Origin of the sequence: Erythrobacter sp., from assembly GCA_019739335.1 — a bacterium.
In the GTDB taxonomy this organism is placed as follows: Bacteria; Pseudomonadota; Alphaproteobacteria; order Sphingomonadales; family Sphingomonadaceae; genus Alteraurantiacibacter.
In genome coordinates this window covers 943,417-957,033 of the sequence record CP073261.1, presented here as the reverse complement: position 1 = coordinate 957,033, position 13,617 = coordinate 943,417, and the positions used below count along the sequence as shown (strand labels likewise).

Annotated in this window: 19 protein-coding genes and 1 tRNA gene; 11 read left to right on the top strand and 9 right to left on the bottom strand. The window is 63.5% G+C overall.

What is annotated here, in order from left to right; translation table 11 throughout:
- Nucleotides 1–106: 106 nt before the first annotated feature.
- The 3 genes from JY451_04665 to JY451_04655 all read left to right on the top strand — a co-directional run bounded on the left by JY451_04665 (nucleotide 107) and on the right by JY451_04655 (nucleotide 1,809).
- The gene (locus JY451_04665; protein QZH75883.1) at nucleotides 107–619 is read left to right on the top strand and encodes a ubiquinol-cytochrome C chaperone family protein; all 513 of its coding nucleotides are present in this window, start codon (nucleotides 107–109) and stop codon (nucleotides 617–619) included.
- The gene (locus tag JY451_04660; protein ID QZH75882.1) at nucleotides 616–1,140 is read left to right on the top strand and encodes a DUF177 domain-containing protein; all 525 of its coding nucleotides are present in this window, start codon (nucleotides 616–618) and stop codon (nucleotides 1,138–1,140) included. The genes JY451_04665 and JY451_04660 overlap by 4 nt, the downstream gene beginning before the upstream one ends.
- Nucleotides 1,141–1,236: 96 nt before the next feature.
- Nucleotides 1,237–1,809, top strand: a complete 573-nt coding sequence (locus JY451_04655) for a hypothetical protein (protein QZH75881.1) — start codon at nucleotides 1,237–1,239, stop codon at nucleotides 1,807–1,809.
- A gap of 20 nt (nucleotides 1,810–1,829) precedes the next feature.
- Here the strand turns inward: JY451_04655 and ssb are convergent, their stop codons facing one another.
- The 5 genes from ssb to JY451_04630 form a co-directional block, all read right to left on the bottom strand.
- Nucleotides 1,830–2,378 (bottom strand): single-stranded DNA-binding protein, encoded by a 549-nt coding sequence (ssb, locus tag JY451_04650; protein ID QZH75880.1) that lies wholly within the window; start codon nucleotides 2,376–2,378, stop codon nucleotides 1,830–1,832.
- A gap of 104 nt (nucleotides 2,379–2,482) precedes the next feature.
- Nucleotides 2,483–4,330, bottom strand: a complete 1,848-nt coding sequence (locus JY451_04645) for a ferrous iron transporter B (protein ID QZH75879.1) — start codon at nucleotides 4,328–4,330, stop codon at nucleotides 2,483–2,485.
- Nucleotides 4,331–4,337: 7 nt separating this feature from the next.
- Complete coding sequence (locus tag JY451_04640; GenBank protein QZH75878.1) at nucleotides 4,338–4,589, bottom strand: ferrous iron transport protein A; 252 nt, start codon at nucleotides 4,587–4,589, stop codon at nucleotides 4,338–4,340.
- A gap of 58 nt (nucleotides 4,590–4,647) precedes the next feature.
- A complete protein-coding gene (locus tag JY451_04635; protein QZH76558.1) occupies nucleotides 4,648–5,310 on the bottom strand; it encodes a COQ9 family protein in 663 nt (220 codons plus the stop codon).
- 1 nt (nucleotide 5,311) lies between these two features.
- A complete protein-coding gene (locus tag JY451_04630; GenBank protein ID QZH75877.1) occupies nucleotides 5,312–5,932 on the bottom strand; it encodes an ankyrin repeat domain-containing protein in 621 nt (206 codons plus the stop codon).
- A gap of 98 nt (nucleotides 5,933–6,030) precedes the next feature.
- On the opposite strand from JY451_04630, the gene JY451_04625 reads away from it, so the two are divergent.
- The 6 genes from JY451_04625 to JY451_04600 are packed head-to-tail and all read left to right on the top strand — an operon-like array spanning nucleotide 6,031 to nucleotide 9,923.
- Nucleotides 6,031–6,627, top strand: a complete 597-nt coding sequence (locus JY451_04625) for an SCO family protein (GenBank protein QZH75876.1) — start codon at nucleotides 6,031–6,033, stop codon at nucleotides 6,625–6,627.
- A complete protein-coding gene (locus JY451_04620) occupies nucleotides 6,615–7,058 on the top strand; it encodes a YcgN family cysteine cluster protein (protein ID QZH75875.1) in 444 nt (147 codons plus the stop codon). Before JY451_04625 ends, JY451_04620 begins: the two co-directional genes overlap by 13 nt.
- A 10-nt stretch (nucleotides 7,059–7,068) precedes the next feature.
- Entirely contained in the window at nucleotides 7,069–7,803 is a 735-nt protein-coding gene (locus JY451_04615; protein QZH75874.1) for a M48 family metallopeptidase, read from the top strand.
- 55 nt (nucleotides 7,804–7,858) lie between these two features.
- Complete coding sequence (locus JY451_04610; protein QZH75873.1) at nucleotides 7,859–8,320, top strand: hypothetical protein; 462 nt, start codon at nucleotides 7,859–7,861, stop codon at nucleotides 8,318–8,320.
- Nucleotides 8,205–9,290: a bifunctional diaminohydroxyphosphoribosylaminopyrimidine deaminase/5-amino-6-(5-phosphoribosylamino)uracil reductase RibD gene (gene ribD / locus JY451_04605; GenBank protein QZH76557.1), complete on the top strand. Its 1,086-nt coding sequence runs from the start codon at nucleotides 8,205–8,207 to the stop codon at nucleotides 9,288–9,290. Before JY451_04610 ends, ribD begins: the two co-directional genes overlap by 116 nt.
- Nucleotides 9,291–9,299: 9 nt before the next feature.
- Entirely contained in the window at nucleotides 9,300–9,923 is a 624-nt protein-coding gene (locus JY451_04600; protein ID QZH75872.1) for a riboflavin synthase, read from the top strand.
- Here the strand turns inward: JY451_04600 and JY451_04595 are convergent.
- From JY451_04595 to JY451_04580, 4 genes are all read right to left on the bottom strand, one after another.
- Nucleotides 9,920–10,171: a hypothetical protein gene (locus JY451_04595; protein ID QZH75871.1), complete on the bottom strand. Its 252-nt coding sequence runs from the start codon at nucleotides 10,169–10,171 to the stop codon at nucleotides 9,920–9,922. The genes JY451_04600 and JY451_04595 overlap by 4 nt on opposite strands.
- 63 nt (nucleotides 10,172–10,234) lie before the next feature.
- Nucleotides 10,235–10,483 (bottom strand): hypothetical protein, encoded by a 249-nt coding sequence (locus JY451_04590; GenBank protein QZH75870.1) that lies wholly within the window; start codon nucleotides 10,481–10,483, stop codon nucleotides 10,235–10,237.
- A 91-nt stretch (nucleotides 10,484–10,574) separates the two neighbouring features.
- Entirely contained in the window at nucleotides 10,575–11,750 is a 1,176-nt protein-coding gene (locus JY451_04585) for an aspartate/tyrosine/aromatic aminotransferase (protein QZH75869.1), read from the bottom strand.
- Nucleotides 11,751–11,811: 61 nt separating this feature from the next.
- On the bottom strand, nucleotides 11,812–12,645 hold the full coding sequence (locus JY451_04580) for a DUF1134 domain-containing protein (GenBank protein ID QZH75868.1): 834 nt from the start codon (nucleotides 12,643–12,645) through the stop codon (nucleotides 11,812–11,814).
- A 181-nt stretch (nucleotides 12,646–12,826) separates the two neighbouring features.
- Here JY451_04580 and JY451_04575 point away from each other — a divergent pair.
- Together JY451_04575 and JY451_04570 are read left to right on the top strand one after the other, a co-directional pair.
- Nucleotides 12,827–12,918, top strand: a tRNA-Ser gene (locus JY451_04575).
- A gap of 196 nt (nucleotides 12,919–13,114) precedes the next feature.
- Nucleotides 13,115–13,615, top strand: coding sequence for a hemerythrin domain-containing protein (locus JY451_04570; GenBank protein QZH75867.1), 501 nt, complete (start codon nucleotides 13,115–13,117; stop codon nucleotides 13,613–13,615).
- The last annotated feature ends 2 nt before the right edge of the window (nucleotides 13,616–13,617 follow it).

Genomic DNA, 13,617 nt, shown 5'->3' with positions numbered 1-13,617 from the left:
CCTATATCAGCGGCAAGCCTTAGGGGAGCCTGCGCGCGGGTGCAACGCACAGCTGTGGGCGAACCATTGAACCACCGCTTAACAAGCCCGAAAGGCGCAAGTGTCCATGTCCTTTATCCAGCGCCTTCTCGGCAAAGACGGCCGCGACGAACTGCGCCCGCTATGGTACGCCGTGGTCGCCACCAGCCGCGAGGAGGAATGGTATGCGCAATGCGGAGTGGCAGACACTGTGGAAGGCCGTTTCGACATGATCTCGCTGGTGCTCAGCCTGGTGCTGCTGCGAATGGAAGACAGCGACACGCTTGGCCCCAAGACCGCGCTGCTCACCGAACTGTTCGTTGCCGACATGGATCGCCAGCTACGCGATTCGGGCGTCGGCGACCTGATGGTGGGCAAGAACATGGGCAAGCTGATGAGCGCGCTAGGGGGGCGGATCGGCAGCTTGCGCGAAAGCATGAGCGAAAGCGATGCGGCGCTGGCGGCGATTCTGCAGCGCAATGTGCGACTGGCGGACGAGGCGAAGAAGCCCTTCGCGCTCGCCGTGCGCACGCGGGCGCTTTCTGTCGACCTCAACAAGGTTGACGATGCAGTGCTGCTGGCGGGGCATTTGCGGCCATGAGCGACACACCCGAATTCTCCCGCCCCTTCGATCTACGCGGGATTACCATCAAGCCGGTGACGGTGACGGCAAACGAGGCTGAGCGGGCGGCGCTGGCCAGGCGTTTCGATATCGTATCGATTTCCAGCCTGTCTGCCGAGCTGTCGCTCGAAGCCAAGGGCGCGGACATCCATGCCAGGGGCACGCTCATCGCCGAAGTGGTGCAGAGTTGTGCGGTATCGGGCGAGGACCTGCCGCTCACCGTGCGCGAGGAAATCGACCTGCGATTCGTTCCCGCCGAGCGGCTGGAAGTGGCGCAGCCCGACACCGAGGTGGAACTGGCCGCCGACGAACTTGACGAAGTGGGCTATGCGGGCACCAGTATCGATCTGGGCGAGGCCGTGGCGCAAACGCTGGCACTGGCGATCGATCCCTACGTTGAAGGGCCCAATGCCGATGCTTTCCGCCGCGAACAGGGGCTGCTGGAGGCGGGCGCGGAAGGGCCGCTTGCGGCGGCGCTGAAGGGGCTGCTCAAGGGCTGAGCGGGTCGCGCCATTTCGGCCCTGATTCCGATTGTAAATTCATTCGATCCGAGTCATTCTTGGCGGGGATGAGATGCAGCAGGCGGGGGGAATGCCATGCTCGATATGCGGGATGCGCAAAGGGCGGTCGATCTGGTCCGTTCGACGTACAAGGGCCAGTATGCCGATGGCCTCGACGCGAACGGGGTGGACGAGATTTTCGAATTTCTCGAGCCCGACCAGTTCGCCATCAAATTCGCGCTGACCTATAACGCCTGCTTCAAGGCGGCGAACAATTTCACGCAGGAATCCGGCGACTTCGTCGGCTACGTCAACGCCTTCGTTGCTTCGGACTATCGCAATTTCAAGCGCAAGATCTACGTCAAGAAAAGCGAAAGCATCCTCTGGGGCACGCTGGTGCACGAATACCTGCACTACCTGACGCACCGGTTCCTCTATCCCACCTGCTATGAGCGCGGCGGGCAATGGCCGGACCTGATCGAAGGGGTGACAGAATATCTCACCCGCTACACCAGCGAGGAAGTGAGCCGCATCCGTACCAGCTACAAGATCCCGTTTGAACAGGTGAACAGCTACGTCGGCGGCGACAGAGGTCGCCACCAGGCGATTCTCGATTGCTGCTTCAAGGGTGAGACGTGGAAGCTGGGGGCCCTGTTCCCGAAGGTTTGATCAGCGCCCAAAAACCCGGATCAAAACGGAATATCGTCGTCCAGGTCGTCGTAGTTCGAACCGCCGCCCGAGCCGCCACCCATGCCACCGCCGGATCCACCCTTGGAGCCGCCGCCCTGGTCCCAGCCGCCCGAGGACTGGCCGCCGCCGCCGCCGCTGTAACCACCGCGCTGGCCTCCACCACCACCGCCGCCGCCTGAACCGCCGCCCGCACCGGGCGCTCCATCCAGCATGGTCATCACCGAGTTGGGGCCGCGCAGCACGACCTCGGTCGAGTAGCGGTCATTGCCCTGCTGGTCCTGCCACTTGCGGGTCTGCAACTGGCCTTCGAGATAGACCTTGCTGCCCTTCTTCAGGAACCGCTCGGCAACGCCGGCCAACCCTTCGTTGAAGATTGCCACGGTGTGCCACTCGGTGCGTTCCTGCCGCTCGCCGGTGTTCTTGTCCTTCCAGTTCTCACTGGTGGCGATGCGCAGGTTGCACACCTTGCCACCGTTCTGGAAGCTGCGGACTTCGGGATCGGCTCCGAGGTTGCCGATGAGCATGACTTTGTTGAGGCTGCCGGCCATTCGATTCGATTCCTCTCTGGTGTGGGCAAAAGGCTTAACGAAGCGTCCGGTGCTGCGCCACCCCTACGGGCCTGTACTGTCCACAATGGAGCAGACTAGCTGGGCTATAATCCCAACGAAACCGCGATCCAGTAGGTCAGCCCGGCAAAAATGTAGGCCAGCGCGAACAGGTAGGCCAGCATGAACAGCGGCCATTTCCAGCCGTTCGTCTCCCGCCGCGCCACCGCGATGGTGGAGAGGCACTGCGGCGCGAACACGAACCACGCAAGGAAGGCGAGGGCGGTCGGCAGGCTCCAGCGCAGGGCGATCTGGTCGCGCAGCGCCAGTTCGGTCTCCGCCTCGTCGCCCTGCTCCACCGCATAGGTCGTCGCCAGCGAGGATACCGCCACCTCGCGCGCTGCCATCGCTGGCACCAGCGCCAAGGTCATCTCGCGCTGGAAGCCGATCGGTGCGAAAGCGGGATGCATGGCATTGGCGATCTGTCCGGCAGCCGAAGCATCGAGCTGGCTTTCGCCCGGTTCGGCCTTGGGGAAGGTCAGCAGCAGCCACAGGATAACGGTGGCGGCAAAGATGATCGTGCCCGCGCGGCGCAGGAACACCCACGCGCGTTGCCACAGCCCGAGCAGCAGGTCGCGCATTGGGGGCCATTGGTACTTGGGCAGTTCCATAATGAAGCCCGAAGCGGTGCCCTTGGTCACCGTGCGCCGCAGCACCAGTGCCGCCGCCATCGCGCCGACAATCCCCGCCAGATAGAGCCCGAACAGAACCAGCCCCTGCAAGCCGATGCTCGGACCGACCGATCTGGCCGGAATCACCGCGCCGATAATCACCGCATAGACCGGCAGCCGCGCCGAACAGGTCATCAGCGGGGCGATCAGGATCGTGGTCAGCCGGTCCTTGGGATCGGCAATCGCACGGGTGGCCATGATGCCGGGAATGGCGCAGGCGAAGCTGGAGAGCAGCGGAATGAAACTGCGGCCCGAAAGGCCGACACCCGCCATCAGGCGGTCCATAATGAAGGCCGCGCGGGCCATGTAGCCCGATTGCTCCATCAGCAGGATGAAGGCGAACAGGATCACGATCTGCGGAAGGAACACCACCACCGAGCCGACCCCCGCGATCACGCCTTCGGTAATCAGGTCGCGCAGGAAACTTTCCGGCATGGCCCCGGTGACGACGCTGCTCGCGCCTTCGGCAAGTCCCTCAAGCGCCCCGATCAGCGGATCGGCCCAGGCGAACACCGCCTGGAACATCACGAACAGCAAGGCGAACAGCACCAGCGGGCCGAGCCAGCGGTGCAGCAGCACCTTGTCGAGATGGGTATGCAATCGGTGCGTCGCGCTTTCGGCCAGTGTCGCACCCTGCGCCATCGTGTGCGCTGCGAAGCGTCGCTCCGGCAGGGTCAGCGCGGCAACGCTGTGGCGGGCGGACAGGTCCTGCCCCTCGGCCCCGGCGATCGCTTCGCCCAGGGCTTCCAGCCCGCGCTTGCGCACCGCCACGGTCGGCACCACCGGCACGCCGAGCGCCATGGCCAGCGCATCGGGATCGAGCACCAGCCCGTCGCGCTCCGCCAGATCGACCATGTTGAGCGCCACCACCGTCGGGCGGCCGAGCGCGATCACTTCCTGCGCGAAGACCAGGTGCTGATCGAGATTGGCGGCATCGATCACCACCACCAGCGTTTCGGGCTGCACTTCACCCGGAAACTCGCCCAGCACCACTTGCCGCGTCACTTCCTCGTCCGGGCTGGCAGCATCGAGCGAATACGAACCCGGCAGGTCGATCAGTTCCACCGGCTCGCCCGATGGCAGCAGCATCCGCCCGCTCACTCGTTCCACGGTTACGCCGGGATAGTTGGCGATCTTCTGGCGCGCTCCGGTGAGCGCGTTGAACAGCGCGCTCTTGCCTGCATTGGGATTGCCGACCAGCGCGGCGGTGCGGAGACGAGTCATGGGCGCGTCACAGCTTGCGCACCGTCATGGCGCGGGCATGGACGCGGCGCACGGCCACCAGCGAACGACCTATCATCAGCGCAATCGGATCCTTGCCAAAGAACATCCCCCGATGGGCCACCGCCACCCGCGCGCCTTCATCAAGGCCGAGCGCGCGCAGCCGCTTGCCTTCGTCGGGCGCGAGCGCGGCCCAATCGACGCTGAGGATTTCTGCCCGCGCAAGCGGTGCAAGGTTATCAAGTGTGAGCTGTGGTTCCACCGGCAAGCCCGTGCCAGAGCCTCAAGCTAATTGCAACTGGTTCGCAATAGTATCGCTGCTAGGATTGCGGATAGCGGAGGCGGCCAAGAAACCGCGCCAGGTCGAAATGCTCGCGTTCCTTGCCCAGCAATTGCGCCTTGGCCTTTTCGAACTTCATCACCCCGTCGATCCGGCGGTCGAGAAAGGCACGGGTTTCGGCCTTGTCCTCGCTCTCATCGCTTTTCCACACCGCCAGCGTGGCGGCGTAGATCGAAGCGAGGATCGCTCGCTTGGTGTAGTGATTGTAATCGGTGGCCACATCGCCGGCCAGCCGCCACATCTTGTCCGCGCTGGACCAGCCCTGCTTCAGTGCGGCAGGGACATTCTGCGGCATTGCCTGCACCGTCATGGCGCGCGAGAGCGATTCCTCCAGCCCTTCGATGGCTTCGATCCGGAACCAGACAAGGCTGCGAATGCGCTCCCGGATGGGCATGTTGCCCAGCCGCCCGTCGGCAAAGTGCGCCTGCATTTTCGCATCGACCGAGGAAACCCATGCATCGATCATGTCCATCGGCCCGCCGGGAAAGGCCAGCCGCGCCACCGCCGGATCGACGCCCTGCCCTTCTGCCGCCGCCACCAGCGCCGCATCGCTCCAGCCGTCGAACATGGCGGCAAGCGCGATTTCAGGAGCGAGCGCAACCCGCAGTTCGTCGAGCGTCAGATCGTCCATCGCGGCCACCATGTCAGAACACCGGCCCATAGCTGCGCCCGCCGCCTTCGCTCTCATCGCGTTCGCTGGCTTCGATGGCGGCGAGGATGCGCGGGGGGACCCCGCGTTCCTGCGCATAGTCGCGGGCACTGCGTCCGGTGTTGTCGGTCCGGTCCGGATCGGCTCCGCCTTCGAGCAGGATCTCCATCAGCTCGACATTGCGCGTCAGCACTGCCGACATCAGCGGCGTGGTGCCGGTAGCGTTGGCGACATCGACTTGCGCCCCGCGCCGCAGCAGCGCCTCCACCCCTTCGAGGAAGCCGATTTCGGTGGCTGCGATCAGCGGCGTGCGGCCGCGATTGTCGGCGATATTGGGATTGGCACCTTCCTGCAGCAGCCAGCGGGTCCAGACGATATCCCGCCGGCTTACCACGATGTGCAGGCCCGTTTCACCGTTGCTGATATCGCGCGAGTTGATCACCGTACTGCCCGGCGTGTTGAGCATTTCGGTGGCTTCGGTCCCTTCGCGGTCCTTCACCGCTTCGAGGAATTCGTAGCCTTCCGAATAGAACTGTGCCGCGGCGGGCGTTGCCAGGGCAAGGCCTGCTCCGGCAGCGACAAGTGCGATGATGTTGCGAAGAGCGACGCTGGCCACCCGTTCCTCCTGTTGATCCGAATTCTGCGCAAAAAGCCCCTCGGGGATCGAATGCGCACCTTGCTTGCACGGCGTTAGCAGAGCATGAACGCTTCGTCATGCCCGCACATAGCCCGTTGTTCGCCAGCCTTGCCGCCCTGCTGCTTTTGAGCGGCTGCGGCGGGGCCGCTCCACCCGCCGCCGATCCGCCGCTCTATGGTTCTGCCGTCGTAGGCGGGTTCGATCTGGTCGACACCAGCGGCGCGCAGGTGACCGATGCGGATTTTGCGGGCAAGTACCAGATGGTCTATTTCGGCTATGCCTATTGCCCGGATGTCTGCCCCTTCGATGTGGCGCGAATGATGCAGGGTTATGAAGCTTTTGCACAAGACAATCCCGAAGTGGCCGCCGACGTGCAGCCGATCTTTATCACCATCGATCCCGAGCGTGATACGCCTGAAGTGGTCGGTGAATTCATCGGCAATTTCCCCGGAGGCCTGATCGGCCTGACGGGATCGCCGGAGCAGGTCGAGGCGGCAGCGGCCAATTACTTCGCCTACTATTCGAAGCTCGAACCCAATGCCGAAGGCGGCTATCTGATGGATCATTCCCGCTCAGGCTATCTGGTTGATCGCGAAGGCCAGCCGATGGCGCTGCTGCCGGTGGAACAATCGGGCGAAGCGGTGGCGGCGGAGCTCGAAAAATGGGTGCGATGAGGGAGCGGTTCTGGGAGCTGGAACTCGATGTCTTGACGCGCGAGGAGTGGGAAGCCCTGTGCGACGGCTGCGGCCGCTGCTGCCTGCACAAGCTGGAGGATGACGACACCGGGGCGATCTCGGAAACCAATGTCGCCTGCAAGCTGCTCGATACCGGCACCGCGCGCTGCATGGACTATCGCCACCGCAAGGCCTTCGTCCCCGACTGTTTGCGGCTGACGCCCCGGCTGGTGAAGGAAATCGCCTGGCTGCCAGGCTCCTGCGCCTATCGCCGACGGGCGGAAGACAAGCCGCTGCCCGACTGGCATTACCTGCTCACCGGCAGCCGCGATGCGATGGTCGAGGCCGGGGCCTGCGTGGCCGGACGCTGCATCAGCGAGACGCAGGCGGGGCCGCTCGAACATCACCTCGTCGATTGGGGCCAGGGATGAAGGCCTCCTGATGCTGGACTGGCTGCGCGGCGATCATCGCGATCCGGCGGTGGAAGTCGCAGGCCGCACCCTGCCCATCGCCATCCGCCGCCACCCCCGCTCGCGCCGCCTGACCATGCGGCTCGCGCCCGATGGCAGCGAATTGCGGGTGACGATGCCTGGCTGGGGACGGACTCTCGATGCACTGACTTTTGCCAGGGCGAGAGTCGACTGGATCGCGGCGCAACTGGAACGGGTGCCCGAATCGCGCGCCATCGGTGATGGATCGATGATTTTATTTCGCGGCGAAGGTCTGACGATTTGCTGGCAGGCCGATGGGCTGCGCAGGGTCCGGCTTGTTGGAAACGAACTGCACCTCGGTGGTCCGGCAGACCGACTGGCCGCGCGACTGCAGCGGTGGCTCGAAAGCGAAGCGTTGAACCTATTGTGCAGTGACCTCGCGTACTATTGCGACCGCGCGGGGCTCAATCCGCCGCAGCTGCGGCTCAGCCGGGCGCAGCGGCGGTGGGGCTCGTGTTCGGGCGAGCGGAGTACCGGGCGCTGCATCCGCATCAACTGGCGGCTGGTGATGGCACCCGATTATGTCCGTCAATCAGTGGTCGCGCACGAAGTCGCGCACCTCGTCCACTTCGATCATTCGCCCAGGTTCTACGCCTTGCTTGCAGGTGTATTCGACGGCGATCTCCCCGCCGCCGACCGCTGGCTTAAGGCGGAGGGCCGCTCGCTCTACACTCCGTTCGGCTAGACGCGCACTCAACCCCGCACTGGCGAATCCCCGCTGCTACGCCTATCTCCACGGGATGAAGCGATTTTTGCGCCTGATTTCCCCGCGCCGCGCGGTGCAGGATTTTGCCGGACAATGGCAGCAGCCTACCCCGCACCGCTGGCAGATTCTCGGCGTCGCCATTGCGGCGACCTTTGCGCTGTTCATGCTGTTCATCCCGGAACCTCAGCGCCAGGTGCCTGAACAACCCGATCTGATCTTCATCACCACGCTCGACGAGACCCGCACCGAAGGCGAGATCATCGCCGACAATTGCGCCAATGAAGTGCTGAAGGACGAACTACAGGCGCTGCTGGACGAGCGGGCAGAGCGGCGTAGGGAAATGTATCGAACGCTGGGGCGAGCGACCTTTGTCGATGTCGATGCGATGGAGGCAGAGGCGGAGGCTGAACGCGCTGCGGCAGGCGAACCCGAAGGGCCGAGCGAAGAAGAACTGGCGCTCTCGGTCGAGGAATATTGCGCGCGTGCCACCAGTTAGCCTGGGCCGGGAAGACGCACGCTGGCTCGCTGCCGCCTCTGCACTCGCAGAGCGAGCCAGACCGCTAAGCAGTCCTAACCCCGGTGTCGGCGCAATTGTTGTCAAAGATGGATTGGTGGTAGGTCGCGGGTGGACCCAACCGGGTGGCCGCCCTCACGCCGAAGCTATTGCCTTGGAGAAAGCTGGAGAATCCGCACATGGGGCAACGCTCTATGTGACGCTGGAACCATGTGCGCACGAATCGGCGCGCGGTCCGGCATGTGCCGATCTCGCCGCCGCCGCGGGGCTGGTGCGAGTGGTCGTCGGAATGGCCGACCCGGATCCGCGCACTGCGGGTTCGGGCGTGGCGCGGATCGCACAAAGCGGAGCCGAAGTGATCACTGCCGGATGGAGCGCAGAAGCATTAAGCCTGTCGGGCCATGTGGCCAGGACGAGGCTCGGCCGCCCGCACCTTACGCTCAAGCTCGCGCTCTCCCTCGATGGCTGCATCGCCACCGCCGAAGGCGAAAGCCGCTGGATCACCGGCGCGGTGGCGAGGGCGCACGCCCACCGGGAACGCGCCCGGGCGGATGCCATCCTTGTCGGCGGGGGAACCCTCCGCGCGGATGCTCCCCAACTCGATGTCCGGCTTCCCGGCTTGGAGCATCGGCATCCCCTGCGCTGCGTCCTGAGCCGCGGCGATGCACCGGTTGGCTGGCAGGCGATCGGGTCGCCCGACGCTATCGATGCGCTGGAGAATGTGCGTTACCTCTTCGTCGAAGGTGGCGCGGGCGCTGCCGCAGCCCTCCTTGCCGCAGACATGGTCGACCGCCTGTTGATTTATCGAGCGCCCATTGTGATAGGCGCTGGCCTTCCCGGCCTCAACGATATCGGCCTGACAGATCTCGCTTCGACCCACCATCGCTGGGCACTGGACGACACCCGCCAACTCGGCCACGACAGGCTCGAGATTTTTACCCGTACCCGCTAGGACCAGAGAATGTTCACCGGCATCGTCACCGCCATCGGAACTGTTTCCCACATCGACCAGCGTGGCGATCTGCGACTGCGCATCGATTGCCCTTACGATCCCGCCGATATCGCCATCGGCGCAAGTATCGCCTGTTCGGGGGTTTGCCTCACCGTTGTCGATCGTGGCGGTGGTGAAGGGGATGCGCATTTCACCGTCGATGTCAGCCGCGAAACCGTTTCGCGCACTGCCAGCGGCATGTGGAAACGGGATGCGCGGCTCAATCTCGAACGATCCTTGCGGGTGGGGGACGAAATCGGCGGCCACATTGTTACCGGTCATGTCGATGGCGTGGGCACGGTGGTGGATTGGCAACCGGTGGGCGATTCGATGCACGTCGTGATTGCAGCTCCGGCAGCGCTGGCGCCTTACATTGCCGAAAAAGGCTCGATCACTGTAGACGGTGTCTCGCTGACGGTGAACGCCATCAAGGACAAGCCCGACGGCAGCGTCCATTTCACGCTCAACATCATCCCGCACACAGAAGATGTCACGACGCTGGGTGAAATGCGGCAGGGTGGTGAAGTCAATCTGGAGATCGACACGCTAGCTCGCTATTTGCACCGAATGCAGAAGCTACGCGAAACGCATTAACCAAACATCCGCGCAAACCAGCCGCGCCCGCGTCGGCTGGGTCTGCTCTGGCCACAGATTTCAAACAAATAGTCCGCCAGTTGAGCCGCCTGATTGCGATCCATCATGTAAATGTGCGAGTGCACCTGTCCTTCACTATGCGGCGGTGGCGATGTTACGCTTTGAAGACGCAGGCTTAATCTGTCGTCGATGGAGGTTGAAACCCAACCGACAAGAGCGCCATGCTTTGGATATGGTGTCTGGCTCATCAAGCGCTCCCGGATTTTTTTCGCGGATTTGGAAATGCCGCGTTCATCTCGCGGCAGGATCGCCTAGCCGAACATCCGTGCCAGCCAACCGCGGTCTTTCTTGTCGGGGGATTGCGTTTCACCGATTTCAAACAGGTAGTTGGCCAACTGCATCGCCTGGTTGCGATCCATCAGGTAGATCTGCGATTCGACATCGTCTGACCGGTGCGGCGGCGGCTTGGTGACGCTTTGCAGATGCAGCGCAACGCGGTCCCCCATCCGGGTGGAGGTCCAGCCGACCAGTGCGCCGTAATCCTTCTTTTCCGAAGCCATGCGGACATCATCCCCTGTGAGCGGGGGACGTTACGCGATTTTACATATCCAGATCAATCGCCCCGCTCGCAACTGTGCCCTTAAGGGGCACCTATTGGGCAACAGCTGCCAGTGCGCCGACAAAGGCATCGATATTGTCGGTGGTCAGTCCGGCCACGTTGATCCGCCCCGATCCGGCCATGTAGATGCCGTGATCGTCCCGCAATCGCTGCACCTGATCCTTCGACACAGGCAGCATGGCAAACATGCCTTTCTGGCGGCCAAGCGGTTCCAGATTGACCCCGCCCGCATTGCTCGATGCGGCGAGTTTCGCGCGCACCCGGCCGATGCGACTGCGCATGTCGGCCAATTCTTCCAGCCATTGCGCAGTCAGGCTTTCGTCCTCCAGCACCAGACGTACAGCCGCGCCGCCGTGATCGGGCGGCATCGACCAGTTGGCGCGCGCGAGCGCTGCAGCGTTGGATACCGCCCGCGTGGTCGCAGCGGCATCGGCACTGATGACGTAGAACGCGCCGACACGGTCGCGATAGAGGCCGAAGTTCTTGTCGCAGCTGTAGGCCACCAGCACTTCGCTGACCGCGCGTACCACTGCGCGCATTCCATAGGCATCTTCGTCCATGCCGTCGCCCAGGCCTTGGTAGGCGAGATCAATGACCGGCAACACCGGGCTATGCGCCAGCAGCTCAGCGATCTCGTCCCAATGCGCGTTGGTGTAATCTACGCCAGTGGGGTTATGACAGCAGCCGTGGAGCAGCACTGCATCACCCTCTCTAGCGGCGCCAAGCGCCTGCCGAAGCGCTCCCATGTCGGCCTCGCCATCAGTGCCAGCGTGATTGAACTCCACCAGTTCCAGCCCGAGGTCGGCAAGGATCTGCGCGTGGTTGGGCCAGCTCGGCACACCCATCAGCACCCGAGTGACGCCAGCCTTCCTCGCGAGCGCCAAAGCCAGCCGTACCGCGCCCGTGCCGCCCGGTGTTTGCATTCCGTCTAGCCGGCCACCCTCCGGCGCGGCACTGCCGAACACGTGGGGCACCAGGGCGTGGACAAAGCCCATGTCGCCCTCTGGCCCGAGATAGGCCTTGGTCGGTTGCTCCGCCACCAGGCGGCGCTCTGCCCCCTTGATCGCGGCGAATACCGGGGTAGCGCCATCCGCAGTGCGGTAAACGCCCACGCCAAGGTCGATCTTGTCGTTACGCGGATCTGCGTTGTAGAGCTTGATGAGCGCCAGCAGCGCATCGGGGGCTTGTTGGTCGAGTCGGTCCAGCATGATGAGCGGCTCCATGCCGCCGCTCTGGCCTTACTGCAAGGTGCGAGCGCCCGGCGACGGTTCAGAAAGGCAGCCAGGTCTGCTCGCGGGTGAAGCGCATGTATCCGGCATTGACCCCAAGCCGCAGCCCGGCACCGACGCGGATCGGGATCATCACAACATCGCCACGGCGGACGTAGCTGGCGGTGAAGCCGCCGACAAAATAGGCTTGCCCCTCGCCCGCCGGGAACCGCTCGTAAAGGTCTTCCGAATCATAGAGGTTGTACACCAGCACGAAGGTATTTCCGGCGTTGGCCCCGGCATCGAAGCCGATCGAAGGCCCGGTCCAGTAAACCGGCATGTTGCCTTCCACCGCGTGAAACAGCGTGCCCGAGCCGTAGCGCACGCCAAGGATGAAGGCTCCGCCTGCCTCGCGACCGACAATGTAGGCGTTGGGCTCGCCTTGATCGGCAAGCACATCCTGGATCAGGCGCGCCAATCCCTCGGCGCCCTGCCCAAACAGACCCTCGGCCGCGCCGATCAAATCGTCCTCGGCATAAGTCGTGTCCGTCTGCTGCCGGGCCATTTGCGGCGGAACGCTATCGACGGTGCCTTGCGGTTCGCTGGCAGAGGCAGCCGGGTAATTCTCAGGCGGCAGATCCAGCACCGGGCGAGCCGCTTCGCTCGGGCTTTCGTAGCGCGGGGTCGCTTCCTCGTAAACGTAACCGTTGTCTAGGCCTCCGCCGCCGGTGTTCGATCCGGAGTTATCGAGCAAGTCGGCATCGATCACCGCGTCCGGATCGACGGTCTGCATCCCCTGCGCCCATGCCGGAGCGGCGAAGAGTGCGAGCGCTGGCGCAAAGAGAGCGAGCGCGGCGCGGCGGCAACTGGGGGCGAAACTGATATTCATGGCCATTTCCCTTGTGGGGCGCGGGCAAAATCCTGCCCGCCTAAAAGAATCCTTCACGCCTGAAGCGGCAATGAATAGGCGGCCAAACGAATCCATTTTACGGTGAACCGAATCCTTCCCGGCGTTGCAATGCGCGCTTGAAGCCTGGCCACCCCATCGTTATAGCGCGCCACTTGCCGCTGGGTCCGGAGACGTGGGTGAGTGGCTGAAACCAGTTCCCTGCTAAGGAACCATACCTCTATCGGGGTATCGAGGGTTCGAATCCCTCCGTCTCCGCCACCAGAAGCTTCCACGATCTGTCCCGCAGAACCTGGAAGCAGGAAAGTTTAGCGGCTCTGACCATCTCCATCGTTCCCATCGCGTGAATGCTAAGCCCGTTGATGGTTGATCCAAGGTGCCGCGCTTCCACCTCGTCAATTCCGCCGGGAACGATCTGCCGACAATCTTCGTAGTTCCTGCCGGAAGGAGTCACGAGATGGCCAATGCAACCGATACCGACGCCACGCATATTCTCAGCAGCGACCACCGGAAGGTCGAAGAGCTGTTCGAAAAGTTCGACGGTGCTTCCGGCACCGGCCGGAAGGCAGAGATTGCCCAGCAAATCTGTAACGAACTGAAAATCCACACCCTGATTGAGGAGGAGATTTTCTATCCGGCGCTCGAAGGCAAGATCGAAGATGATCTTTTGAAAGAGGCCTATGTCGAGCACGACGGTGCCAAGCTGCTGGTGAATGAAATCGCTGCAGGCGGGCCGGACGAGGAGTTCTACGACGCCAAGGTGACCGTGCTCAAGGAGCAGATCGAGCACCATGTGAAGGAAGAGGAAAAGCAGCGGGACAACATGTTCCAGCAGGCGCGTGCGGCCGATGTCGATCTGAACGCGCTCGGTAAGCGTATGCTCGAGCGCAAGGAAGAACTGTTGTCCATTGCCGAAAAGCAGGGCCTGCCGCCCGCGGAAATGCGCACCACCGGCTGAGC